Origin of the sequence: Microbacterium sulfonylureivorans, from assembly GCF_003999995.1 — a bacterium.
In the GTDB taxonomy this organism is placed as follows: domain Bacteria; phylum Actinomycetota; class Actinomycetes; order Actinomycetales; family Microbacteriaceae; genus Microbacterium; species Microbacterium sulfonylureivorans.
Genome location: NZ_RJAD01000001.1, coordinates 1,444,983 through 1,469,662, shown reverse-complemented (window position 1 = coordinate 1,469,662; position 24,680 = coordinate 1,444,983). Strand labels below are relative to the sequence as shown.

The window sequence follows — 24,680 nt, the reverse complement described above, 5'->3', positions numbered from 1 at the left end:
GCCGCGGTCGTCAGCGCCACCTCATCGATATCCGCGGGACGAGCCCGTCCGGATCCGGCGGCTCCCGTTCGTCGACGAGCCGCTGCGCGGAGAGGATGCCCGGCAGCCCGCGGTGGTCGCGTGTGGCGAAGACGACGATCACCGACACGAGCGTGAAGATCCACCCCGCGAAGTCCCACGCGCCGGGGAGGGCGAACAGCACCAGGAACGTCCCGATGCCACCGGCGTAGCGGAGGAACCGGGCGAGCGGGATCGGCAGGCCGCCGCCTTCGTAGCGCAGGCGGATCGCGACATCGCCCACGGTCCGGCCCGTCACGAGCACGAAGACGAGCCAGAGCACGATCGGCGCGGCCGCCGCCACGACGCCGGCTGCTCCGCCGTCCCGCACCTCGCGCTCCGCCCCGAGCGCCAGGAGCCCCAGCTGGAAGAAGACGCCGACGGCCAGTGACGTCAGCCACGCGCCGACGACGTCGCAGGTCATCGCGAGTACACGGCGGGCGCCGGTCACCCTCCGTGGCCGGTCCGCGTCGTCGAGGCGTCCCGATCCGCGATGCCGGCGGGGCACCGCGAGGGCCAGCACCGAGCCGATCACCGCCCCGAGCGTGTTCGCGAGCAGATCGTCGACGTCGACCACGCGATAGGCGCAGGGAGCGAGCCCCCAGACACCGGTGAGCTGCGTCAGCTCGACGACGGCCGACACCCCGAGGCCCGCGAGGGCGGCCACGACGATACCGCGGCCGCCCAGCACGCGTACGAAGAAGCCGAGCGGCACGAACATCAGCACATCGAGGAGAACGTGCAGCACGGCGGGGTCGGTGATCGCACCCGCCGGCAGGAGGCTCTCGTCGCGGATGCCCGCCGCGAACGCGAAAGGTCTCAGGTTCGCGCCTGCGCAGCTCACCGCAGCGGGATCGGGCAGGGGCAGGACGGTGTACGCCCAGATCGCCACGAAGGAGACGAGCGCGCCCGCCCACAGCGCGAGCCGCCCCTTACCCAGCCCTCCGCGGCGCCGGTGGCTGAGTGCCACGAACGGGGCGAACAGCAGGGTACCGGCGACCACGCCGAGGGCGATCGCCAGCGCACCGAGAAGGATCCGTTCCTCCACGGGGAGAGTCTGGCAGACCCGACACCCGTATGGATTTCGTTAGGACGCCCCTCTCGATGCGGCTCCCACGCCCGGGCGAGCGTATTGTCGCCTGCCGTGACAAGTGGACCCCGAGAGCCAGGCGCAGAGGCGCCGCGGGCCAAGCGCCTCATCCTCGGCGACCCCCTCACTTCCGAGAAGCTCGACGAACAGCTCCTGCCGAAGAAGCGCGCCCTGCCGATCTTCGCGTCGGACGCACTGAGCTCCGTGGCCTACGCGCCGCAGGAGCTGCTGATGATCCTCCTCATCGGCGGGACCGCGTTCCTCGCGTTCGCGCCGTGGGTGGCCGCGGCCGTCGTCACGCTGCTCATCGTCGTGGTCGCGAGCTATCGGCAGCTGATCAAGGCGTACCCCTCCGGGGGCGGCGACTACGAGGTGGCGCGGAAGAACCTGGGCGAGGTGCCTGGCGTGGTCGTCGCATCGGCCCTGCTCGTCGACTACGTGCTGACGGTCGCGGTGTCGGTCGCGTCCGGCGTCGACAACATCATCTCGGCGATCCCCGAGCTCGACCCGGGCCGGATCGAGCTCGCGGTCGGGTTCGTGATCCTCATCGTGATCGTCAACCTGCGCGGCGTGCGCGAGGCGTCGTTCGCCTTCGCGGTCCCGACGTACGTGTTCATCGGGTCGGTGGGCGTGATGATCGTCGTCGGCCTCACACGCACCTTCATGGGCGACCCGCCCGTGTCGTCGAGCGCCGACTACGCGGTGCAGGCCGAGTCGCTCACACAGGCGGCCGTCATTCTGCTGGTGCTGCGCGCATTCTCGAGCGGATGCTCCGCCCTGACGGGCGTCGAGGCCGTCTCGAACGGCGTGCCCGCCTTCCGCAAGCCGAAGGTGCGCAACGCCCAGATGACGCTGACCTTCATGGGCGGCATCGCCATCCTGCTCTTCTCCGGCCTGACCGCCATCGCCCTCGTCTCGGGCGTGCACTACGCCGAGAACCCCTGCAGCCTCATCGGCTTCGACTGCTCCAGCCAGGTCCAGCCCAGCCTGATGGCGCAGGTCGCCGCGGCGACGTTCGGGATGGGATCGATCCCGTTCTACGTGATCCAGGCGGCGACCGCGTGCGTCCTGCTGCTGGCGGCCAACACGGCGTTCAACGGATTCCCCCTGCTCGGCGCCGTGCTCGCCCGCGACGGCTTCGCGCCGAAGGCCCTCAACACCCGCGGCGACCGCCTCGTCTACTCGAACGGCATGATCATCCTCGGCGTCGCCGCCATCGTCGTGCTGATCGTCTACCAGGCGAACCTCACCACGCTCATCCAGCTGTACATCATCGGGGTGTTCGTGTCGTTCTCGATCGGGCAGATCGGCATGGTGCGACACTGGCGGCGGTCGCTGCGCGAGATGGCGGCGCTGCCGCCGGATGCCGCGGCCGAGGCATCCGCCCGCCACGAGCGCCGATCGGCCTACATCGGGCTGGCGATCAACGCGCTCGGCGCCGCGATGACGATCTCGGTGCTGCTCATCGTGACGATCACCAAGTTCACGCACGGCGCCTGGCTCGTCTTCATCGCGATCCCCATCCTCGCCGTCCTCATGGTGGGTGTGAACCGCTACTACCGCGATGTCGAGCACGAGATCGCCGTCGACGACACCACTCATTTCGGCGCCGAGGGCGACCTCGCCATCGTCCTCGTCAACCGTCTTCAGAAGCCGGTCCTCAAGGCGATCGACTACGCGCTGGCGGCGAAGCACGACAAGACGATCGCGGTGCACGTCGCGGTGAGCGACGAGGAGTCGACCGCGCTGCAGAAGCAGTGGGAGGAGCACCGGGTTCCCGCGAAGCTCGTGATCATCGAGTCGCCGTACCGCTCGTATGCGTCGCCGATCGCGCGGTTCATCAAGCAGTACCGCGAGAAGTTCGGGTCGTCCGTGGTGACCGTGTACCTGCCGCAGTACATCGTCGGCCACTGGTGGGAGTCGCTTCTGCACAACCGCCGGTCGCGCCGCATCGCCCAGCAGCTCATGCTCGTCCACGGGGTGTCCATCACCCTCGTGCCGTGGCTGCTCGACTCTTCGGAGCTCATCTACGGACGCCGGTCGCGTCCCCTTCCCGGCGACGAGCGCGCCGGGCGGCCGGGGCCCGAGATCCAGACGAACGGGCGCCGCGCGACCCGCCCGGCGGGCCCGCCCGTGGCCGACGAGTCGCACGCGGCGGAGGCTGCGTCGAAGGTCGGCCAGCCGGCACCCTGAGGCTCGCCCGCGATCGGAGCGACGCGGGTTCGCGCGCGTGACGTGGTCGCACCCCTCCGACCCGGCGGACGTGACGGGGCGGAGGGGTGCGGGTCGGGGAACGCGCGGCTCAGCCGCCGTAGGTCTCGAACTCGGCCACGCGCGGAGTGCCCGTCGCGCCGGTGATCTCGAAGTTGATCTTCGTGAGAGAGGTCGGGGCGAAGGCGATCGTGCCCGCCCCGCTGCCCGAGGCCAGGACGGCGCCGGTGTCGTTGTCCACGACGCGCCATGCGCCGATGACTCCGCCGCCGCTGGTGTCCTCGCGGATGACGACCGACGACACGGTCTTGGCCGAGCTCCACTTGACCGAGATGCGGCCCGTCGAGCCGATCGGCGACCAGTACGTGCCCGTCGAGCCGTCGATGACGTTGCCGTAGCTCGTGCCGCCGGCCTTGCTCGAGCCGTCGGCAGCTGCTCCGAGGCTGAGGTTGGCACCACCGGGCGCCGGAGTCGTCGGCGTCGGCGTGGGTGTCGGCGCCGGGGTGGTCGGAGTCGGGCTGGGCGCCGGCGTGGTCGGCGCCGGGTCGGGGTTCTGCGGCGTGCAGGATCCGTCCGACACCTTCAGGCCCCGGTTCGCTCCCGCGGTGGCCGCGACGACGCTGGGAACGCAGGATGCCGCGTCGAGGCTGTACGCGTAGGGGATCGAGACCGTCGTGGTGGACGCCATGCCCGGTCCGGCGGGGTTGTAGTCCGTCCCGGCGGCCGACCAGGTCACGTTGTCGAGGATGTTGCCGCTGGTCTGCCACGTCCCCGCGGCGTCCGTGTAGAACGTGCCCAGCACGTCCTTCGAGTCCTCGAAGTAGTTGTTGTCCACCTTGGCCTTGGCCCCGGCGCGGGAGTTGATGCCCGACTCGTTGAGGCTCACGTAGTGGTTGTTGTAGACGTGGGCGATCCCCCCGCGCAGCAGCGGGGCCCGCGAGTCGATGTTCTCGTAGTAGTTGTGGTGGAAGGTGACGAACCCGTTGTCGAGGTCGCTCTCGCTCGATCCGATCAGCCCGCCGCGGCCCGAGTTGCGCAGGACGCTGTACGACAGGGTGACGTACTGCGTGCCGCTCTTCATGTCGAACAGCCCGTCGAATCCCTCGGACTCGCCGCCGGACGCCTCGAGGGTGACGTGGTCGACCCAGACGTTCCGCACGTCGCTCTCCATGCCGATCGCATCGCCGCCGTTGGATGTCGGCGAGCCGGACTTCTTGACGTTGCGCACGGTGACGTTCTGGATCACGATGTTGTGCGATCCGCGGATGTGGATGCCGACCTGGTCGAAGACGGCACCCGCTCCGACGCCGACGATCGACACGTTGCCGATGTCCTTGAGCTCGATGACGCCGTCGGCGGTGTTGCAGCTCTCGCCCGACACCTTCGCGGTGTTGGCGTGGGTGATCGTGCCCTCCACCTCGATCGTGAGCGGCGTGTCGACCGCGGCGCGTGCGCACAGGGCCGCGTGGAGCTCGGTGCCGGTGGTCGCACGGACCGTCTGACCGCCGGCGCCGCCGGTCGTGCCTCCGTTCTGGGTCGCGAATCCGGTGGCGCTGCCGGTGGCGGCCTGTGCTCCGGGAAGGGCGAGGCCCATCACTCCGAGGGCGGCGACCAGGGCTCCTGCGGCCGTCGTCGCGACGGCTCGGCGAACGTGGTTTCGTCTCATGTGCTTTCGATCCTTCTCATCGTTGAGTGGGGACACTCGTCATCGAGTCCGGGCGAGCGCGCGCGCACGCCCGTGGGCCGTGATCGACCCGGGCCTGCTCGGCGTCCGCTCCGAGAAAGCGTTTTCTCGCTCATCGTAGGGTGAAGCATCGCCGGCCTCAACCCGCCGTTCGGGGGACAGCGTCCACGTGCACCCGGACCGGCGCGTCAGCGCACCGCGGAACCCCGAGCCGTACCCGGCCAACCCGCGTAGCCTGGAAGGGTGACTTCCCCCGCGCCCGTGCTCGACCTCGCGGCCATCCGCGCCGACTTCCCGCTCCTCGGCGAGCGCATCGGCGACGCGCCCCTCGTCTATCTCGACTCCGCCGCCACCAGCCAGAAGCCGCAGGCCGTGATCGACGCCGAGGTCTCGTTCCTCACGCGCTCCAACGCCGCCGTGCACCGCGGCGCCCACACCCTCGCGGCCGAGGCGACCGAGCTCTTCGAGGACGCCCGGGCGGCGGTCGCCGGCTTCGTCGGCGCGGAGCCCGAGCAGCTCGTGTGGACGAGCGGCGCCACCGCGGGGCTCAACCTCGTCGCCTACGCCATCGGCAACGCCACGGCCGGCCGCGGCGCCCCCGAGAGCGCACGCTTCGCCCTGCGGCCGGGAGACGAGCTCGTCGTCACCGAGAGCGAGCACCACGCGAACCTCATCCCGTGGCAGGAGCTCGCCGCCCGCACCGGCGCCGTGCTGCGCCACATCCCCGTACGGGACGACGGCACGATCGACCTGGATGCCGCGGCATCCGTCATCTCGGACCGCACGCGTCTCGTCGCCTTCCCGCACGTGTCCAACGTGCTGGGTATCGTCAACCCGGTCGCCGAGCTCGTCGCCCTCGCGCAGGGAGTGGGCGCGATCACCGTGCTCGACGCGTGCCAGTCGGCACCGCACCTGCCGCTCGACCTTCCCGCCCTCGGCGTCGACCTGGCCGTGTTCTCGGGCCACAAGATGCTCGGACCGTACGCGATCGGCGGGCTCTACGGCCGGTCCGACGTTCTGACCGCCCTGCCGCCTTTCCTCACCGGCGGCTCGATGATCACCACCGTGACGCTCGACGAGGCGAACTACCTCCCGCCGCCGCAGCGGTTCGAGGCCGGCACCCAGCCCGTCTCGCAGGCCATCGGCCTCGCCGCGGCCGTCCGCTATCTCGACGGCGTCGGGATGGACGCCGTCCACGCCCACGAACGCGCGCTCGAGGCCCGCATGGGCGAAGGGCTGCGCGGCATCCCCGGCATCCGCCTCCTCGGTGATGCCGCCGGCGTGGAACGCGTCGGACTGTGGGCGTTCGACGTCGACGGCGTGCACGCGCACGACGTGGGCCAGTTCCTCGACGCGCGCGGCATCGCGGTGCGCGTCGGACACCACTGCGCCCAGCCCCTCCACCGCCGCCTCGGCCTCACCGCGTCGGTGCGGGCCTCGGCTGCGCTGTACAACACCGCCGACGAGGTCGACGTGTTCCTCGACGCCGTCGCCGGCGTGCGGTCGTTCTTCGGAGCCGGCTCGTGAGCGGTCTCGAGTCGCTGTACCAGGAGCTCATCCTCGACCACTCCAAGCGGCCGCACGGAAAGAGCCCGGTCGCGGAGTCCGGCGCGGCCGAAGGCGCCCGGGTCGCGACGTCCTACCAGCGCAACCCGATATGCGGCGACGAGATCACCCTGCGCGTCCGTCTCTCCGACGACGGAGCGACCGTGGAAGAGGTCTCGTGGGACGGCGCCGGCTGCTCCATCTCGCAGGCGTCAGCCTCGATGCTCGTCGCGCTCATCGAGGAGGAGGAGGGGATGCCTGTGGGCGAGGCATCCACCCTGGTCGGAGGGTTCCGCGAGGCGCTGCGATCGCGCGGTGAGATCGCGCTCGACGAAGAGGTGTTCGGCGACGCGGCCGCCCTCTCAGGCGTCTCGAAGTTCACCGCCCGCGTGAAGTGCGCCATGCTCGCGTGGGTCGCGTTCGAGGACGCCGTCGCCCGCGCCTGATCCTCGCTTCACGCGTCAGGGGATCGTGAGGGTCCGCATGCGGGACGTTCGGATTCCGTGAGGACGGCGTGAGTTCCGCGCGTGGCGGAGTTGCATCGAATCCGAGTCCGCCGCACCGCGGACTCGCCGCGCGGCCGTCGCCGCCGGAACGCACCCACCAGGAGTCCTCGTGCTCGATGTCATCTACCTCGTCGCCACGCTCGCGCTGTTCGCGCTCGTCGGCCTGATCGCGAAGGGGGCGGAGAAGCTGTGATCGTGTTCTCCCTCATCGCGGCGGCCCTCGGGCTCGCCGCCGTCGTCTATCTCGTCATCGCCCTCGTGAAGCCGGAGAAGTTCTGATGGACGCCGCCACCACGTGGACCGGCATCCTCCAGATCGCCACGGTCCTCCTCATCCTCGCGCTCATCTATCGTCCCCTCGGCGACTGGATAGCCCACATCTACACCACCCCCAAGAACTGGCGCGTCGAGCGCGGCGCGTATCGACTGATGGGCGTCGACCCGGGCTCCGAGCAGACGTGGCAGGCCTACACCCGTGGGGTGCTCGCGTTCTCTCTCATCGGAGTGCTCTTCGTCTACGCTCTCCAGCGCTTCCAAGCCGTGCTGCCGTACTCGCTGGGGCTGCCCGCCGTTCCTGAAGGCCTGGCGTTCAACACCGCGGTGTCGTTCGTGACCAACACGAACTGGCAGTCGTACTCACCCGAGCTGACGTTGGGATACACCGTGCAGCTCGCAGGCCTGGCGGTGCAGAACTTCGTCTCGGCGGCAGTGGGCATCGCAGTCGCGGTCGCGCTGGTGCGCGGGCTCTCGCGCCGTGGGTCGGCGACCATCGGAAACTTCTGGGTCGACCTCACCCGCGGCGTCACCCGGCTGCTGCTGCCGCTGGCCCTGCTCTCGGCCGTCGCGCTGATGATCGCGGGAGTGGTCCAGAACTTCAACGGCTTCACCGAGGTGGGGACGATCACCGGCGGAACGCAGCTGATCCCGGGCGGACCTGTCGCTTCCCAGGAGGCCATCAAGGAGCTCGGCACCAACGGCGGCGGCTTCTTCAACGCGAACTCGGCGCACCCGTTCGAGAACCCCACCGCGTGGACGAGCGTGCTCGAGATCCTGCTGCTCCTCGCGATCCCGACGGCCATGCCGCGCGCCTTCGGCAAGATGGTCGGCGACAACCGCCAGGGCTACGCGATCCTCGCCGTGATGGCTTCGATCGCGGTCGTGTCGATCGCGGCGGTGACCTGGCTCGAATCGCTCGGACTGGGCACAGCCCCGCAGCTGGCCGGCTCGGCGATGGAGGGCAAGGAGGTGCGCTACGGCATCTTCGGCTCGACGCTGTTCGCCGGCGCGACGACGCTCACCAGCACCGGCGCGGTCAACTCGATGCACGACTCGTACACCGCCCTGGGCGGCATGATCCCGATGATCAACATGATGCTCGGCGAGATCGCCCCCGGCGGCGTCGGCTCGGGCCTGTACGGCATGCTCGTGCTCGCCGTGATCGCGGTCTTCGTCGGCGGACTCCTGGTCGGCCGCACGCCCGAGTATCTGGGCAAGAAGATCGGCCCGACCCAGATCAAGCTCGCGAGCCTGTACATCCTGGTCACCCCGACTCTGGTGCTCGCCGGCACCGCGCTGAGCTTCGCGATCCCCGGGATCCGCGAAGACGTCGAGTCGACGTCGATCTGGAACCCAGGCGTGCACGGCCTCAGCGAGGTGCTCTATGCGTTCACCTCGGCTTCGAACAACAACGGATCGGCCTTCGCCGGGCTCACGGCGAACACGCCGTGGCTGAACACCGCGCTCGGCGTCGCGATGCTGCTCGGCCGGTTCATCCCGATCGTCCTCGTGCTCGCACTGGCGGGATCTCTCGCCAGGCAGGAGACGGTGCCCTCCACCGTGGGCACCCTCCCCACATACCGCCCGCAGTTCGTCGGCCTGCTCGCCGTCGTCGCGGTCGTCATCACCGCACTCACCTATTTCCCCGTTCTCACGCTGGGCCCCCTGGCGGAAGGGCTCGTCTGACTCATGTCCACCACACTCACCCCCGGAACGTCCTCCGGCACAGGCCCGATCCCGGGCACCATCCCTCCCAAGCCCTCCCGCACTCGCGCGTTCAGCTGGGCCCAGCTGTGGGCCGCCCTTCCGGGTGCGCTGCGCAAACTGAACCCGATCGCGCTCTGGCACAACCCCGTCATGTTCCTGGTGTGGGTCGGTGCTGCCCTCACCACGGTGATCGCGATCGCCGAGCCGTTCCTCGGCGGCCCGGAGTCCTCGGGCGGCAGCACCGTGCCCTTCGGGTTCACGTGGAGCATCGCGTTCTGGCTGTGGCTGACCGTGCTGTTCGCGAACCTCGCCGAGGCAGTGGCCGAGGGCCGCGGCAAGGCGCAGGCCGCATCGCTGCGCAAGACGCGGACGTCCACGATGGCGCGCCGAGTGACGGCGTACGACCCGTCGGATGCAGCGGCCGAGCGCGGAGAGACGGTCGAGGTCTCCTCGGCCGACCTGCGCCTGGGCGACGTCGTCATCGTGGCGGCCGGAGAGCTGATCCCCGGTGACGGCGACATCGTGTACGGCATCGCCACGGTCGACGAGTCGGCCATCACCGGCGAGTCCGCACCGGTCGTGCGTGAGTCCGGCGGCGACCGCAGCGCGGTCACCGGCGGCACCCGCGTCCTGTCGGACCGCATCGTCGTGCGCATCACCTCGAAGCCAGGGGAGACGTTCGTCGACCGCATGATCTCGCTCGTCGAAGGCGCAAGCCGCCAGAAGACGCCGAACGAGATCGCGCTGAACATCCTGCTCGCGAGTCTGTCGATCGTGTTCGTGATCGTGGTGCTCACGCTCAACCCCATCGCGTCGTACGCGGCGTCGCCGGTCAGCATCCCGGTGCTCGTGGCACTGCTCGTGTGCCTCATCCCCACGACGATCGGCGCGCTGCTGTCGGCGATCGGCATCGCCGGCATGGACCGGCTCGTTCAGCGCAACGTGCTGGCGATGTCGGGACGCGCTGTGGAGGCCGCCGGAGACGTCACGACACTCCTGCTCGACAAGACGGGGACGATCACCTACGGCAACCGCCGCGCGTCGGACTTCGTCACGATGCCGGGCGCATCAGGCGATGAGCTCGCCCGCGCCGCTGCGCTGTCGTCACTGGCCGACCCCACCCCCGAGGGTGTCTCGGTGGTGGAGCTGGCTGCGGTCCGGGGCATCCATGTCGCGGCGCCGGACGGCGCTGTCAGCGTGCCGTTCACGGCGCAGACCCGCATGAGCGGCGTCGATCTGGCCGACGGCACGCAGGTGCGCAAGGGCGCCGGCTCCGCGGTGCTCGCGTGGCTGGAGGCATCGGGATCGTCCGTGGTGCCCGCGACCCGCGCGCACCTGATCAGTGAGACCGACGCCATCGCCGAGTCGGGCGGCACCCCACTGGTGGTGGCGACCCTCGGGGCGGACGGCGCCGGGCGAGTGCTCGGCGTCGTGCACCTGAAGGACATCGTCAAGGACGGCCTGCGCGCCCGATTCGCCGAACTGCGCTCGATGGGCATCCGCACCGTCATGATCACGGGTGACAACCCGCTGACGGCACGGGCGATCGCAAAGGAGGCGGGCGTCGACGACTATCTCGCCGAGGCCACCCCCGAAGACAAGCTCGCGCTCATCAGGCGCGAGCAGGCGGGCGGCAACCTTGTCGCGATGACCGGCGACGGCACCAACGACGCACCAGCGCTCGCGCAGGCGGACGTCGGAGTGGCGATGAACACGGGCACGTCGGCCGCAAAGGAGGCCGGCAACATGGTCGACCTCGACTCCGACCCGACGAAGCTCATCGACATCGTGCGCATCGGCAAGCAGCTGCTCATCACGCGCGGCGCGCTGACGACGTTCTCGCTCGCCAACGACATCGCCAAGTACTTCGCGATCATCCCCGCGATGTTCATGGGGATCTTCCCGGGGCTCGCGGCGCTGAACGTCATGCAGCTCAGCTCCCCGGCATCCGCCGTCACGAGCGCCATCATCTTCAACGCGATCATCATCGTGATCCTCATCCCGCTGGCGCTGCGGGGCGTGAAGTACCGCCCGGCGAGCGCCTCGCAGATCCTCAGCCGCAACCTGCTCGTCTACGGGCTGGGCGGCGTGATCGCACCCTTCATCGGCATCAAGCTCATCGACATCGTCGTGAGCCTCATCCCGGGCTTCTGAGCCCGACAGGAGACGCACATGTCCACCACCACCCGCACCACTCTTCGCACGACAGGTGTGGCGCTGCGCGCCATGCTCGTGTTCACCCTCGTGCTGGGCGTCGGCTACACACTGCTGGTCACCGGCATCGGTCAGCTCGCCCTGCCCTGGCAGGCCAACGGCTCGGTCGTGACCGCCGGCGACGAGTCCGTCGGTTCCGCACTCATCGGGCAGTCGTTCACGGATGCCGACGGGAACGCCGTTCCCGAGTACTTCCAGTCCCGCCCCTCGGCTGCCGGCGCCGGGTACGACGGCGGCGCATCCAGCGGCTCCAACTGGGGTCCCGAGAACACCGACCTGATCTCGGCGATCGAGGAGCGCCAGCTCGCGGTCGCGGAGCTCGAGGGAGTCGACGTGTCCGAGGTCCCGGCGGACGCCGTCACCGCGTCGGGCTCGGGCCTGGACCCGCACATCAGCCCGGCGTACGCGCTGCTGCAGGTTCCGCGAGTCGCGGCCGCACGGGGACTGGACGAGTCCGAGGTGCGCGCCGTGGTCGAGGACCACATCCAGCAGCGCGACCTCGGCTACCTCGGCGAGCCCCGCGTGAACGTGCTGGCGCTCAACCTCGCGCTCGACGCGATCGACCGCTGAACACGCGCCGGTCACGACTCCGGTCGTGACCGGCGCGTGCCCGTTTCCACGGAAGACATAAGGTGACGACATGAAGCGCGGCAAGCTGCGGGTCCTCCTCGGCGCAGCGCCGGGAGTGGGCAAGACCTACGAGATGCTCGAAGAGGGCAGGCGTCTGCTCGGCGACGGCAAGGATGTCGTCGTCGCCGTCATCGAGACCCACGGGCGCGCAGCGACCGCAGCACTGCTCGAGGGCCTTCCCGCGGTCCCCCGCCGCACGGTGTCGCACCGCGGTGTCGAACTCACCGAGATGGACCTCGACGGCGTGCTCGAGCGTTCCCCGCAGATCGCTCTCGTCGACGAGCTCGCCCACACCAACGCCCCGGGCTCGCTCCACGCGAAACGCTGGCAGGACGTCGACGTGCTGCTGGACGCCGGGATCGACGTGATCACGACCGTCAACGTCCAGCACATCGAGTCCCTCAACGACGTCGTGGAACAGATCACCGGGGTGGCCCAGCGCGAGACGGTTCCGGATGCCGTCGTCCGCAGCGCCGACCAGGTCGAGGTCGTCGATCTGTCGCCGCAGTCGCTGCGAGACCGTCTCTCGGCCGGGCTCGTGTACCCGGCGGAGCGGATCGACGCGGCCCTGTCGAACTACTTCCGGCTCGGCAACCTGACGGCGCTGCGCGAGCTGGCGCTGCTGTGGCTGGCCGACGAGGTCGACAGCGCGCTGAAGTCGTATCGGGCCGAGCACGGCATCGAGGGTGTCTGGCAGGCGCGCGAGCGCGTCGTCGTCGCTCTCACCGGCGGGCCCGAGGGGGAGACGCTGATCCGCCGGGCGGCGCGCATCGCCGCCCGCTCCGCGGGCGGCGAGCTGTTCGCCGTACACGTGTCGGGCCAGGACGGCCTGCGCGCGGGCGACCCAGGATTGCTCGCCGCGCAGCGAGCACTGGTGGTATCGCTCGGGGGGACGTACCGCCAGGTCGTCGGCGACGACATCCCCCACGCGCTGGTGGACTTCGCGCGCTCGGTGAACGCGACACAGCTCGTGATCGGCGTGAGCCGGAGAGGGCGGCTCGCCGCCGCATTGACCGGGCCCGGCATCGGCGCGACGGTGATCCGGGAGTCGGGCGAGATCGACGTTCACATCGTGACCCACGCCGCGGCGGGCGGCCGGTTCTCGCTGCCTCGCATCAGCGGCGGGGCGCTGAGCGTCAAGCGCCGGGTGCTCGGCTTCGCACTGGCACTGGTCGGCGGGCCGCTGCTGACGTGGCTCCTGGTCTCGATCCGCAGCGAGGAGACCATCACCAGCGACGTGCTGGCGTATCAGCTGCTCGTCGTGCTCGTCGCCCTCGTCGGCGGGATCTGGCCGGCGGTCTTCGCAGCGGTGATGTCGGGACTCACCCTGAACTACTTCTTCGTGCCGCCGTTCTACACGGTGACCGTCGCTGATCCGCGGAACGTGTGGGCGCTCGTGCTGTACGTCGTCATCGCGATGCTGGTGAGCTTCATCGTCGACCGGGCGGCGCGGGCGGCGCGGGCGGCACGGCGCGCCGAGGCGGAGGCGGAGCTGCTCGCCAACGTCGCGGGCAGCGTGCTGCGCGGCGATTCAGCGGTTCCGGCGCTCATCAGCCGCACCCGCGAGTCTCTGGGCCTGGCGGGTGTACGGCTGGTCGACGCCGACGGGTCGATCCTGGCCACCGACGGCGAACCCGTCCGCGATGGACGGTTCGACGCCGTGACGGTCGGCCGCCGCAACGGCGGCCCGCCGGCGATGCTCGAGCTGCACGGACATGTGCTCGACGCGTCGGAGAGACGCCTCGTCGATGCGGTGACCGCGCAGCTCTCCGCCGCGCTCGAGCACACCGATCTCACCGCGACCGCTCGGGAGGCGGGGGTGCTGGCCGAGACCGACCAGGTGCGCAGTGCTCTGCTTTCGGCCGTCAGCCACGACCTGCGCCGCCCGCTCGCGGCCGCCGTCGCCGCCGTCGGCGGACTCCGTGCGGCCAACCCGAACCTCTCTCCCGAAGACCGCCGCGAGCTCCTCGCGACGGCCGACGAGTCTCTCTCGACGCTGTCGGCGCTGGTCACCGATCTGCTCGACGTCAGCCGCGTGCAGGCCGGTGTGCTCGCCGTCTCGCTGCAGCCCGTCGACAGTGCCGGAAGCGTGCTCGCAGCGCTCGACGAACTGGGAGCAGGTCCGGATCGGTTCGAGGTGGCACTGGATCCGGATCTCCCCTTGGTGCAAGCCGACCCGGTGCTGCTGCAGCGGGTACTGGTCAACGTGCTCGCCAACGCATCCCGGCACTCTCCGCCCGGCCTGCGCGTGCGGGTGTCGACGAGTCGGCTGGGCGCCATCGCCGAGATCCGTGTCGCCGACCACGGCACCGGGGTCTCGCCCGAGCGCCGTGACGACATGTTCACGCCGTTCCAGCGGCTCGGCGACACCGACAACACGACGGGACTGGGTCTCGGACTCGCGTTGTCGAAGGGCTTCACCGAAGGGATGGGCGGTACGCTCGCCCCCGAGGACACCCCAGGAGGAGGGCTGACGATGGTGATCGCGCTGCCGGTCGCCGACGCGACCATGCCCGACGGGAGGATGCAGCGATGAAGATCCTCATCGCCGACGACGACCCGCAGTTGGTGCGTGCCCTCCGCATCACCCTCGCCGCGCACGGGTACGAGGTCGTCGCAGCGCCCGACGGCGCCGCGGCGATCGCCCTCGCGGCGAAGGAGCACCCCGAGATCGTCATGGTGGACCTCGGGATGCCGCGGCTCGACGGAGTTCAGGTGATCGAGGCGCTGCGCGGCTGGACCACGGCCCCCATCATCGTGGTGTCGGGCCGCACCGGCTCCGCCGACAAGGTGGAGGCGCTGGATGCCGGGGCGGACGACTACGTCACCAAGCCTTTCCAGATCGATGAGCTCCTGGCTCGGCTCCGAGCGCTCTCGAGGCGGATCGGTGCGACGACCGGTGCGCCGGTCGTCCGATTCGCCGACGTGAGCATCGATCTGTCGACGAAGTCGGTGATGCGCGCAGGTGAGCGCGTGCACCTCACACCCACGGAATGGCGGATTCTGGAGTTCCTCGCACGGAACCCAGGCTCGCTGGTGACGCGGCAGGCCCTGCTGAAGGACATCTGGGGCAGCGATCAGGTGACCGACACCGGCTATCTCCGTCTGTACGTGTCGCAGTTGCGGAAGAAGCTCGAAGCAGACCCGTCGCATCCTCAAGCCCTGCTCACCGAGTCGGGCATGGGCTATCGGCTGATCGCAGACGCCGAGGCGTGAGCCCGGCCGTGGCGGGGCGTGAGCGGATCGTGAGCGGCCCCGGAAACCGCGTGCGGATTCCGTCAGGATCGGCGCGAAACCCGGACGGCAGGGCGATCGTGGTGACATGTTCCCTCATCGCCACCCCACGACGCCCGCCTCGCCACGCGGCTCGTCTGACGCCCACGCGGCGTGCAGCCCGTCGAAACGCCGGGCGCGCGCGGACGCTAGGCGGCGAGCGCGTCCGCCACTGCCAATGCGCCGCTCCCGGCGATCAGGCAGACCGCACCGAGGGCCAGGAAGATCGGTGTGGCGAGGATGCCCGCCCAGAAGCTCGGCGCGGCGATCCTCTGCGGCAGGAAGGCCGCGGCGACGCCCGCGGCGGTGAGCAGCACCGCCGCCACCAGGAGGATCCACTGGGCGAAGACGAAGGCCAGCGGCACGAAGTGCAGTCCGACGACCGTGAGCACGAGCGGCGCGATCAGGGCGGAGCGGCCGGACTTCACGAAGTAGACGGCGAACCCGGCGATCGCGATGACCTCGACCCAGAAGGTCACGATGTACCAGACGAGGGCCGTGCTCGCCGACTCGATGGCGGTGGGGGTGTTCCAGTACTCGATCGCGATCGGGATGCCGAAGCCGAGGAGCGCGAGGCCCGCGAGCTGGAGCAGCACGAGGACGATCCGCCAGACGACGCCCTTCGGAGGCCGCTCATGCGCCCACCCGGCCCAGACGAACGCGACGGCGCCGAAGATGAGGCCGATCACGACGAGGTCGCGGCCGTACTCGAGGTTCAGGATGGGGACCACCTCCTGCGCGCCACGCTAGCGCGGGTCTGCAGCGCGGTGCGAGCGCAGGAGCGGAGTCGGGATCAGCCGAGTCCGGCGCGCTCGTCATCGGCGGGCGCGGCATCCCCCGCCACCGGCTTGCTCGACAGGCCGACCGAACCGCCGCTCGCCCCGCCCGACAGGGCCGCGGCGACGGCGACGGACTCGTCGACGTCGGGGTACGTCGGGCGCAGCTGCACCGCGTGCTGACGGGTCTTGTCGCGCTTGGCCTTGCGCGACGCCGCCCAGAGGTTGAGGCCCTCGACCAGCACGGCGAACGCCATCGGCATGTAGATGAGCGCCTTGTCGACGTGGACGCCGAAGCCCTCCGCGACGAGGAACACGCCGATGAGCAGCAGGAACGACAGCGCCAGCATCTTCACCGTGGGGTGCTTGTTCACGAACGTGAAGATGAAGCGCGACGCGAAGAGCATGATGCCGAACGACAGCACCACGACGGTGATGATCACGATCATGTTCTCGGTCATGCCGACGGCGGTGATGACGGAGTCGAGCGAGAAGACGATGTCGAGCAGCAGGATCTGCGCGATGACCGAGCCGAAGGTGATCTGGGCGACCTTCTTGCCCGATCCGTGCTCCTCCTCGGCGCCCTCGAGCTTGTGGTGGATCTCCGTGACCGCCTTGTAGACGAGGAACAGACCGCCGGCGATGAGGATGAGATCCTTCCACGAGAAGCCGAGGTCGCCGATGAAGAAGACGTCCTCCTTCAGCGTGATGATCCAGCCGGCGAAGAACACCAGGACGACACGGATCAGCATCGCGAGCGTCAGACCCAGGTTGCGCGCCTTCGCCTGCTGCTCCTTCGGGAGCTTGGAGGCGAGGATCGAGATGAAGATGACGTTGTCGACGCCGAGAACGATCTCGAGCACGAACAGCGTCAGGAACACCGCGATCAGGTCGGGCGTGAAGGCGAAGGAGAAGTCCACGGTGCCATCGTAGGCGGCGGGCCGTCGAGCCGCAGATCGTGCGGAGACTCCGTTCTCGCGCTGGCCGTGAGTGCCATCGGAACCCCCTGTGAATACGAGGTGCATTCCGGAGCGGCAATATGCCGGGGCGTACTGTGAGTTAAGCGATCGGCACCCGCCTGTGGCTCCGCGTCGGCCCAGCGTCGGCATCCGACCAGAGAGTTGCGCGATCATCGCCACCGTCGCCCTTGAGGCCACCCTCGGACCGGTTCGTCAGACCTACGCCGACTCGAAGTCCTTCCCGCCGATCACCAAGGCCTACACCGAGGTGTCGAACGTCGTGAAGGAGACCGGCCTGCTGCGCCGTGCTCCGCTGTTCTACGCCGCGGTCGGCGTAGCGCTGATCCTCGCGTTCGGCGGCATCGTGACCGGCTTCATCCTGCTCGGCGACACCTGGTACCAGCTGCTCATGGCGGCGGCGCTCGGCATCGTGCTGACGCAGGTGGCGTTCCTCGCCCACGAGGCCGCGCACCGGCAGATCCTGAGCTCCGGCCCGGCCAACGACCGCCTCGGGCGGATCCTCGCGGCGGGCATCGTCGGCATCAGCCTCTCGTGGTGGACCACCAAGCACAATCGCCACCACGGCAACCCGAATCAGGTCGGTCGCGACCCCGACATCGAGATCGACACGATCTCCTTCACCGAAGAGGATGCCGCGTCCGCACGCGGCCTCCGCCGGCTCATCACCCGCAAGCAGGGATGGCTGTTCTTCCCGCTCCTCACCCTCGAGGGCCTGAACCTCCACGCACTGGGCTTCAAGCACCTGTTCTCCCGCGGTGAGGTCAAGGGCCGCTGGGTCGAGATCTCGCTCGTGCTCGTGCGCTTCGCGCTCTTCCTCACGCCGCTGTTCCTCTTCCTGCCGGTCGGCATGGCGTTCGCCTTCATCGGCGTGCAGCTCGCGGTGTTCGGCGTCTACATGGGAGCGTCCTTCGCTCCCAACCACAAGGGCATGCCGATCATCGCGCCCGGCGCGCGGCTCGACTTCTTCTCGAAGCAGGTCCGCACATCGCGCAACATCCGCGGCGGCTGGTGGGCGACCGCCCTCATGGGCGGCCTGAACTACCAGGTCGAGCACCACCTCTTCCCGAGCATGGCTCGCCCGCACCTCGCCAAGGCGAGCGAGATCGTCCGCGATCACTGCCGCACGCTCGGCGTGCCGTACACCGAGACCAGCCTGGTCGAGTCGTACGCGATCGTCATCGCGTACCTCAACCGCGTCGGCCTCGCCGCCCGCGACCCGTTCGACTGCCACATGGTCAGCCAGTTCCGCAGCGTCTGACGCGCGCGACAGCGCGCTCCCGCGCGCAACTAGACTGGACGGGTCCGGCCACCCCCGATTCCTGGAGCTCAGCCGCGTGACCACCCCCTCTCCGACGCCCGCAGCCGCACGCCCGGCCGCCGACACCGTCGACAACGCCGCCGCCACCCCCGAGAAGGAGCAGCCGTACGCGGCTCTCGGACTCAAGGACGACGAGTACGCGAAGATCCGTGAGATCCTCGGCCGCCGCCCCACCTCGGGCGAGCTGGCGATGTACTCCGTCATGTGGAGCGAGCACTGCTCCTACAAGTCGAGCAAGATCTACCTCCGCAAGTTCGGCGAGAAGGTCTCCGACGAGATGAAGACCCGCCTCATGGTCGGCATGGGTCAGAACGCCGGCGTCGTCGACATCGGCGAGGGCTGGGCGGTCACCTTCAAGGTCGAGTCGCACAACCACCCCAGCTACATCGAGCCGTTCCAGGGCGCCGCGACGGGCGTGGGCGGCATCGTGCGCGACATCATCTCGATGGGCGCGCGCCCGGTCGCCGTCATGGACCAGCTGCGCTTCGGCGCCATCGACCACCCCGACACGGCCCGTGTCGTGCACGGCGTCGTCAGCGGCATCTCGTTCTACGGCAACTGCCTGGGCCTCCCCAACATCGGCGGCGAGACGGTCTTCGACGCCGTGTACCAGGGCAACCCCCTCGTCAACGCGCTCGCGGTCGGCGTCCTCCGCCACGAGGACCTCAAGCTCGCCAACGCGACCGGCGCCGGCAACAAGGTCGTGCTGTTCGGCGCCCGCACCGGCGGAGACGGCATCGGCGGAGCATCCATCCTCGCCTCCGACACGTTCGCCGACGGCGGCCCCACCAAGCGCCCCGCGGTGCAGGTGGGCGACCCGTTCGCCGAGAAGGTGCTCATCGAGTGCTGCCTCGAGCTGTACAAGGACGAGCTCGTCGAGGCCATCCAGGACCTCGGCGCGGCCGGCATCTCGTGCGCGACCAGCGAGCTCGCGGCGAACGGCGGTTCGGGCATGCGCGTCGATCTCGAGAACGTGCTGCTGCGCGACCCCACGCTGACGCCCGAGGAGATCCTCATGAGCGAGAGCCAGGAGCGCATGATGGCGATCGTGGCTCCCGAGAAGCTCGAGGCGTTCCTCGCGGTGGTCGGCAAATGGGATGTCGAGACCAGCGTCCTGGGCGAGGTCACCGGCGACGGCCGCCTGCAGATCTTCTGGCACGGCGAGGAGATCGTGAACGTCGATCCCTCGACGGTGGCCGTCGACGGCCCGGTGTACGAGCGTCCGGTCGCCTACCCGACCTGGATCGACGCCCTGCGCGACGACTCGGCCTCGGCGCTCACGCGCGACGTCGACCCCGACACGCTGCGCCGTCAGTTCACCCAGCTGGTCGCGAGCCCCAACCTCGCCGACACGTCGTGGGTCACGAACCAGTACGACTACTACGTCATGGGAAACACGGCACTGTCGTTCCCCGACGACGCCGGCATGATCCGCGTCGACGAGCACTCCGGTCTCGGCTTCGCGATCGCCACCGACTGCAACGGCCGCTTCTGCCAGCTCGATCCGTACGAGGGTGCGAAGCTCGCCCTCGCCGAGGCCTACCGCAACGTCGCCGTGACCGGCGCGGTGCCGACGGCGGTCACCGACTGCCTGAACTTCGGCTCGCCCGAGAACCCCGAGGTCATGTGGCAGTTCTCGCAGGCCGTCGACGGCCTGTCCGACGGATGCCTCGAGCTCGGCGTGCCCGTGACGGGCGGCAACGTCTCGTTCTACAACCAGACCGGCGACCAGCCGATCTTCCCGACCCCGGTCGTCGGCGTGCTCGGGATCATCGACGACGTCGCCCGGCGCATCCCCTCCGGCTGGCAGGACGCGGGCGAGAACATCTACCTCCTCGGCGTGACCGCCACCGAGCTCTCGGGCTCGCAGTGGGCGGGCACGATCCACGGCCACCTCGGCGGACGCCCGCCGGCCGTCGACCTCGGCCAGGAGAAGAAGCTCGCCGAGCTGCTGCACGCGGCGGGCCAGCAGTCGCTCGTCTCGAGCGCGCACGACCTGTCGTCGGGTGGCTTGGCGCAGTCCCTGGCCGAGGCCGTCATGCGCTTCGGCGTCGGCGCGCGGGTCTGGCTCAACGAGATCATCGAGCGCGACGGTGTGGATGCTGCGACCGCCCTGTTCTCGGAGTCCACGGGTCGCGTCATCGTGAGCGTTCCGCGCGAGGACGACGTGAAGTTCCGCGGCCTGTGCGAGGGCCGGGGCTACCCGGTGCTCCGCATCGGCGTCACCGACGCGGCCGCCGACGGCGACGCTCCGGCGCTCGAGGTGCAGGGGCTGTTCACCGTCCCGCTCTCCGAGCTGCGCGACCTCTCGAACGCCACTCTTCCGGCCGCCTTCGGCGCAACGGTCGCCGAGCCCGTCGCCTGACCGACTCCCGGCCTAGGATTGGGATCATGGCGGCGGACGAAGACGAGTACAGCGGGATGAACGACACCCGGCAGAAGCGCATCAAGGTCGTCGCGTGGGTGACGATCGTCGCCCTCATCCTCGTCGGCGGCGGCGCGACGGTCTTCGCCCTCCTGTTCGGCTGATCGCCGGCACGCTCCCCGTCGCACGGGTGCACAGGAGACTCCCGGGACGCCGGCGGCATCGCGCGGCTACCATGGCAGGGTGGAGCCGATCCTCCTCTTCGTCACGAGCTGGTGGTGGATCGCCCCGGCGGCCGCAGGCGCCGCAGGAGCGACCTACGCCGGCCTGACCACGCGCACGCGACGGGCCCGCCGGCTCGAGCTCGATGCGGCGCGCCACGAGGAGAGGCAGGCCTACCGCGATCTCGTCGCGGCGAAGGCGCGCGTGCGCACCGCCCAGGCCGACGCGCTCACAGCGAAGTCGCGCGGCGCGTTCTCGCCGGGTGCCCTCGACGCCAAGCGCGAGCTGCAATCGGCGAGGCTGACGGAGAAGACGGCGTCGCTTCAGCTGCGCGCGACCCGCTCCCGCGTGAAAGCCGGCTACACGCAGTACCGCGCGGCGTCGTCGACCGACCCGCTGCCGATCGAGCGGCTCGTCGCCGTGCACGACGCCGTGAACGCGCGCTGGCTCACCTACGAGACCGACATCGACAAGGCGCTGGCGTTCCCGAAGATGACCGATCCGCGGCAACCGGCCACCGTCGTCTTCCTGCTGGCGCAGCGCGACGCGCTCGCGAAGCGGCCCGTCCTGCGCGAGCGCGCGACCCCTCAGCAGTTCGCGGAGTACCGCGCCGCAGTGCGGGCGCTCGAAGTCGCGCTGATCGATGCGGAGCGGCAGGCGGGGGTCCACGGAGCCCTGCCGCCGAATCCCGGAGCCGCGACCGCGGCCGCGACGGTGTCCGCGGCGGCGACGGCGATCGCCGAGCTCGCCGATCGGCTCCCGGCGCTCATCTCGCGCGTGCAGTCGGCACGGCACGCCGCGCCACCGCCTGACAGGGCGCCTTGAGCCCGGCGCACCTGCGCCGTCGGCCCGTTAGCATGACAGGGTGGAGCCGATCTTCGAGTTCCTTCGGGACTACTGGTGGCTCGTCTTCCCGCTCTTCGGTGTGATGAGCGCGGTCGGCGGCGCCTGGGAGCGCGGCGCGCGCCGACGGCACAAGCGCCGCCTGGAGGTGCTCCACGCCAAGGCCGAGCTGAAGGCCGCCGCTCGCGGCCAGGCGGTGGCTGCGGCATCCCTCCCTCCCGTCACCGCGCCGACGGCGGTCACCATGGGCTCCGGGCCCGCGACGCGCGAGACGCAGGCCACCCAGCTCGAGCGGCTGTTCGCCACCCACGACGGCGTGACCGCGCGGTGGCTCGACTACGAGCTCGACGTCGCGAAGATCATCGCGTTCCCGGCCATGAGCGACGGGCGCCAGCCGCTGACCGCGGCGTTCCTGCGGGCGAAGCGCATCGCCGACGGTCTGCGCCCCGCTTCGGCGAAGGCTCGGCTCACGAAGGAGCAGCTCGCCGAGTACCGCAGCGCCGTCGCCGACTTCGAGGTGGCCTTCGACGTCGCCGAGCGCGATGCCCGTCGCATCAAGGACTCGAGCTTCACCGAGGTCGAGCGCAAGCGCCTCGATACCGCGAAGCAGCTGCTGACCGTCGCGATCGACCAGGCGGCGACCCCCGCCGAGCGGCAGCTGGCCTACCGACGCGTGCGTCAGGAGCTCGACGGGCTCATCTCGCTCTCGGATGAGGCGATCACGGTGCTCGAGTCCCAGGTGTCGCTCGAACTGCCGGCCGGCGGTCCCGCCGCGTCGACGACGGATGCCGACTCCCCTCGCGTCTCGACCGCCCCGCCGGCACCACCCGCCGCGACGCCGGGCACGGCGCCCGCGACCTCCCCGGCCGCCGGCGCGGCGGCATCCCGTCCGGCGCCCCAGCCGCAGCCCGCGCCGTGGCCGGTGCCTGCGCGCAACGCCGGCGATCCTGCGCCCGGGCGCGTGATCCACCCCAAGTCACACTCCTGACGCGGCCGACCCGCCCTCGTCCGCCTCGGGCGCCGGCTCGTGCGCCTCGATCCACGCGTCGATGCGCTCGAACCAGTCGAACAGCCACGACGCCTGGGCATCGCGATCGGCCGGGATCTCCGTGCGTGCGACACGCCAGGCCCGCATCGCGATCGACTTGTCCATGGGCAGGGCCCGCCAGATGTCGCGCATGGTCACGAGCCGATCCAGGCCGGTGTGCGCCACGAACACGACGTCGGCGTCCGGCGCCGCGTCGAGCGCGACGTGCACACCGCCGGGCTGCGGAGCCATGACGTGCTCCAGCGCTTCGGCCCGCGCCGCCAGGCCCTCACGTCCCGCGTCGCGCAGCCGCGCGATCCGGCTCAGGCGGCGCGTGCGCGAGAAGTTGCCGCCCTCGGGGAAGATCACGAACGCGTCCTCGGGACCGAGTCCTGCGGCGAGGTCGCCGAGCGCGCGCTCCACGCCGCGCCCGCCGCCCTTCGCCCGCGGGCCGAACCCGGAGGGCACGATGAACCGGGTCGGGATCCGGTGCAGGAGGATGTCGACGGCCGGGTCCCACTGCATCGTGTACTTGAGGACGATCCGCGGTCGACGGTCGACCCCGTTGAGCAGCGTGTGGATCAGGATGAACGAGTCGCCGGGTCCGGCATGGCGACTGGCCACCACGAGCGGCGTGCCCGGGGTGAACAGCGCGTCGAAGGCTCTCCGGGCCTCCGACGGGTCGTCGGCGTCCGAGCCGGTCGTGGTGATCGTCAGGCGCAGGACGCCCCCGAACACCCAGAACAGCACCTTCAGCGCCCATGCTCCGAGCCGGTAGTGCGCGCGCTCGAACGACGGGGACCTCAGCGCGAGGCCGAACCCCGACCCGATCCACAGCACGAACAGCACGACGACGAGCGCGGCATCCCACAGCAGGTAGACCGTGACGAGCCACAGGACACGGGGAAGCCGGAACCTTCCGGGGACGAGCGAGGTCAGCGCCAGCGCGACGATGAGCCACACCGGGGTGAGTGCGAGCATCACGACGGCGACGACGATCACGAGGGGCGCGAGCACGATGCGGCGCACCCAGGTCGGCGGCAGGCGCATCAGGACTCCGTGCTCGGATCGGGGGCGCCGAGGTCGCGCGCCTCGAGGAAGGCGCTGCTCGCCGCGTAGGCCTGGTCGATCCGGGTGCGCACGGTGTCCATGCGTCGGTACGAGCGGAGCGAGTCGTCGCCGTCGAGGCCGCCGCCGCTCGGGAGCACGTGCAGCACGACTCCGTCGGGAAGGGTGGCGAGGTCGCGGGCGAAGCGGTGCCTGCGAGCGACCTCGAACGCGACCCGCGCCGTCTCGACCGCCGTGCGCGGCGCGACGAGGGGCGACTCGATGCGTCCGACCTGCAGCACGAACACCGTGCGGGCCCCGGCGGTCACGGCCTGCTCGATCGGGATCGAGTTCACGATGCCGCCGTCGATGTAGTGCTCGTCGCCGATCCGTGTGGGCGGGAGCAGCCCGGGCACCGACGCCGAGGCGAGGATGGCGTCGATGAGCGGGCCCGAGTCGAAGACGCGCTCGGCCGCCCGCTCGACGCTCGCCGCGACGACCTGCAGTCGCACCGGGAGGTCCTCGAACCGCGTGTCGGCGCCCAGCGCGCGCTCGAGCAGGCGTCGGAGCGGCGCGGGCGAGTTGAGATGCGTCTTGGTCTTGACCAGGCGCGTCAGCTGCACCGCGATCGAGTCGCCGTAGACCGAGTTCGCCTCCGGCGACATCCATGCGTCCATGAGCGGCCGGATCGCCCCGAGGGTGGGATCGCGCGCGACGAGCGCGCCGTTGATCGCGCCGATCGAGGTGCCCACGACGAGGTCGGGTCGGATGCCGCGCTCGAGCAGGGCGCGCAGCATCCCGATCTCCACGGCGCCGCGCACGCCGCCTCCGCCCAGGACGAAAGCGATCGGATGCTCCACCCCGCCTCCTCTCGCCGGCTCCCCCATCTTCGGGGGCGGCGGCCATCGGC

The 24,680-nt window shown here is 70.3% G+C and carries 20 protein-coding genes; 14 read left to right on the top strand and 6 right to left on the bottom strand.

All coding sequences use genetic code 11. The features are described from left to right. Positions 1-10 precede the first annotated feature (10 nt). Positions 11-1,105, bottom strand: a complete 1,095-nt coding sequence (locus EER34_RS06480; protein ID WP_240642156.1) for a VanZ family protein — start codon at positions 1,103-1,105, stop codon at positions 11-13. Between the two features lie 96 nt (positions 1,106-1,201). Here EER34_RS06480 and EER34_RS06475 point away from each other — a divergent pair, with 96 nt between their 5' ends. Next, positions 1,202-3,340, top strand: coding sequence for an APC family permease (locus EER34_RS06475; protein ID WP_205791399.1), 2,139 nt, complete (start codon positions 1,202-1,204; stop codon positions 3,338-3,340). A 109-nt stretch (positions 3,341-3,449) separates the two neighbouring features. On the opposite strand, the gene EER34_RS06470 is transcribed toward EER34_RS06475, so the two are convergent. Continuing rightward, positions 3,450-5,024: a pectate lyase family protein gene (locus tag EER34_RS06470; protein WP_127473686.1), complete on the bottom strand. Its 1,575-nt coding sequence runs from the start codon at positions 5,022-5,024 to the stop codon at positions 3,450-3,452. A gap of 261 nt (positions 5,025-5,285) precedes the next feature. Here EER34_RS06470 and EER34_RS06465 point away from each other — a divergent pair, with 261 nt between their 5' ends. The 8 genes from EER34_RS06465 (at position 5,286) to EER34_RS06430 (ending at position 15,135) form a co-directional block, all read left to right on the top strand. After that, positions 5,286-6,569 carry a SufS family cysteine desulfurase gene (locus tag EER34_RS06465; RefSeq protein ID WP_127473685.1) on the top strand — a complete coding sequence of 428 codons (1,284 nt, stop codon included), beginning with the start codon at positions 5,286-5,288 and terminating at the stop codon, positions 6,567-6,569. Next, entirely contained in the window at positions 6,566-7,033 is a 468-nt protein-coding gene (gene sufU, locus EER34_RS06460) for a Fe-S cluster assembly sulfur transfer protein SufU (RefSeq protein ID WP_127473684.1), read from the top strand. Before EER34_RS06465 ends, sufU begins: the two co-directional genes overlap by 4 nt. A gap of 249 nt (positions 7,034-7,282) precedes the next feature. Then, entirely contained in the window at positions 7,283-7,372 is a 90-nt protein-coding gene (locus tag EER34_RS06455; protein ID WP_127473683.1) for a potassium-transporting ATPase subunit F, read from the top strand. Beyond that, the gene (gene kdpA, locus EER34_RS06450; protein ID WP_127473682.1) at positions 7,372-9,054 is read left to right on the top strand and encodes a potassium-transporting ATPase subunit KdpA; all 1,683 of its coding nucleotides are present in this window, start codon (positions 7,372-7,374) and stop codon (positions 9,052-9,054) included. Before EER34_RS06455 ends, kdpA begins: the two co-directional genes overlap by 1 nt. Before the next feature lie 3 nt (positions 9,055-9,057). Next, the gene (kdpB, locus tag EER34_RS06445; protein ID WP_127473681.1) at positions 9,058-11,229 is read left to right on the top strand and encodes a potassium-transporting ATPase subunit KdpB; all 2,172 of its coding nucleotides are present in this window, start codon (positions 9,058-9,060) and stop codon (positions 11,227-11,229) included. A gap of 18 nt (positions 11,230-11,247) precedes the next feature. After that, positions 11,248-11,859 carry a potassium-transporting ATPase subunit KdpC gene (kdpC, locus tag EER34_RS06440; protein ID WP_127473680.1) on the top strand — a complete coding sequence of 204 codons (612 nt, stop codon included), beginning with the start codon at positions 11,248-11,250 and terminating at the stop codon, positions 11,857-11,859. Between the two features lie 70 nt (positions 11,860-11,929). Then, complete coding sequence (locus tag EER34_RS06435) at positions 11,930-14,455, top strand: sensor histidine kinase (RefSeq protein ID WP_127473679.1); 2,526 nt, start codon at positions 11,930-11,932, stop codon at positions 14,453-14,455. Next, positions 14,452-15,135, top strand: a complete 684-nt coding sequence (locus EER34_RS06430) for a response regulator (RefSeq protein ID WP_127473678.1) — start codon at positions 14,452-14,454, stop codon at positions 15,133-15,135. The genes EER34_RS06435 and EER34_RS06430 overlap by 4 nt, the downstream gene beginning before the upstream one ends. Positions 15,136-15,341: 206 nt before the next feature. On the opposite strand, the gene EER34_RS06425 is transcribed toward EER34_RS06430, so the two are convergent. Beyond that, entirely contained in the window at positions 15,342-15,923 is a 582-nt protein-coding gene (locus EER34_RS06425; RefSeq protein WP_127473677.1) for a hypothetical protein, read from the bottom strand. Between the two features lie 62 nt (positions 15,924-15,985). Then, a complete protein-coding gene (locus EER34_RS06420) occupies positions 15,986-16,888 on the bottom strand; it encodes a TerC family protein (RefSeq protein ID WP_127473676.1) in 903 nt (300 codons plus the stop codon). 187 nt (positions 16,889-17,075) lie between these two features. Between EER34_RS06420 and EER34_RS06415 the strand changes: the two genes are divergently transcribed. From EER34_RS06415 to EER34_RS06400, 5 genes are all read left to right on the top strand, one after another. After that, complete coding sequence (locus tag EER34_RS06415; RefSeq protein ID WP_338067943.1) at positions 17,076-18,206, top strand: fatty acid desaturase family protein; 1,131 nt, start codon at positions 17,076-17,078, stop codon at positions 18,204-18,206. Positions 18,207-18,282: 76 nt separating this feature from the next. Continuing rightward, positions 18,283-20,631 (top strand): phosphoribosylformylglycinamidine synthase subunit PurL, encoded by a 2,349-nt coding sequence (gene purL / locus EER34_RS06410; RefSeq protein WP_127473675.1) that lies wholly within the window; start codon positions 18,283-18,285, stop codon positions 20,629-20,631. Between the two features lie 26 nt (positions 20,632-20,657). Continuing rightward, a complete protein-coding gene (locus EER34_RS17445) occupies positions 20,658-20,795 on the top strand; it encodes a hypothetical protein (protein ID WP_164743467.1) in 138 nt (45 codons plus the stop codon). 79 nt (positions 20,796-20,874) lie between these two features. Next, positions 20,875-21,678 (top strand): hypothetical protein, encoded by an 804-nt coding sequence (locus tag EER34_RS06405; protein ID WP_127473674.1) that lies wholly within the window; start codon positions 20,875-20,877, stop codon positions 21,676-21,678. Positions 21,679-21,718: 40 nt separating this feature from the next. Next, positions 21,719-22,684 (top strand): hypothetical protein, encoded by a 966-nt coding sequence (locus EER34_RS06400; RefSeq protein ID WP_127473673.1) that lies wholly within the window; start codon positions 21,719-21,721, stop codon positions 22,682-22,684. Here EER34_RS06400 and EER34_RS06395 read toward each other — a convergent pair. Both EER34_RS06395 and EER34_RS06390 read right to left on the bottom strand, forming a co-directional pair. Continuing rightward, complete coding sequence (locus tag EER34_RS06395) at positions 22,673-23,773, bottom strand: 1-acyl-sn-glycerol-3-phosphate acyltransferase (protein WP_127473672.1); 1,101 nt, start codon at positions 23,771-23,773, stop codon at positions 22,673-22,675. The two genes, EER34_RS06400 and EER34_RS06395, sit on opposite strands and share 12 nt — an antisense overlap. After that, positions 23,773-24,630, bottom strand: a complete 858-nt coding sequence (locus tag EER34_RS06390) for a patatin-like phospholipase family protein (protein ID WP_240642154.1) — start codon at positions 24,628-24,630, stop codon at positions 23,773-23,775. Before EER34_RS06390 ends, EER34_RS06395 begins: the two co-directional genes overlap by 1 nt. Between the last annotated feature and the right edge of the window lie 50 nt (positions 24,631-24,680).

Coding starts and splice junctions, on each gene's coding strand:
- EER34_RS06430 (WP_127473678.1), top strand. CDS start 14,452: ATGAAGATCCTCATCGCCGACGACGACCCGCAGTTGGTGCGTGCCCTC.
- EER34_RS17445 (WP_164743467.1), top strand. CDS start 20,658: ATGGCGGCGGACGAAGACGAGTACAGCGGGATGAACGACACCCGGCAG.
- kdpA (WP_127473682.1), top strand. CDS start 7,372: ATGGACGCCGCCACCACGTGGACCGGCATCCTCCAGATCGCCACGGTC.
- EER34_RS06395 (WP_127473672.1), bottom strand. CDS start 23,773: ATGCGCCTGCCGCCGACCTGGGTGCGCCGCATCGTGCTCGCGCCCCTC.
- kdpB (WP_127473681.1), top strand. CDS start 9,058: ATGTCCACCACACTCACCCCCGGAACGTCCTCCGGCACAGGCCCGATC.
- EER34_RS06435 (WP_127473679.1), top strand. CDS start 11,930: ATGAAGCGCGGCAAGCTGCGGGTCCTCCTCGGCGCAGCGCCGGGAGTG.
- kdpC (WP_127473680.1), top strand. CDS start 11,248: ATGTCCACCACCACCCGCACCACTCTTCGCACGACAGGTGTGGCGCTG.
- EER34_RS06470 (WP_127473686.1), bottom strand. CDS start 5,024: ATGAGACGAAACCACGTTCGCCGAGCCGTCGCGACGACGGCCGCAGGA.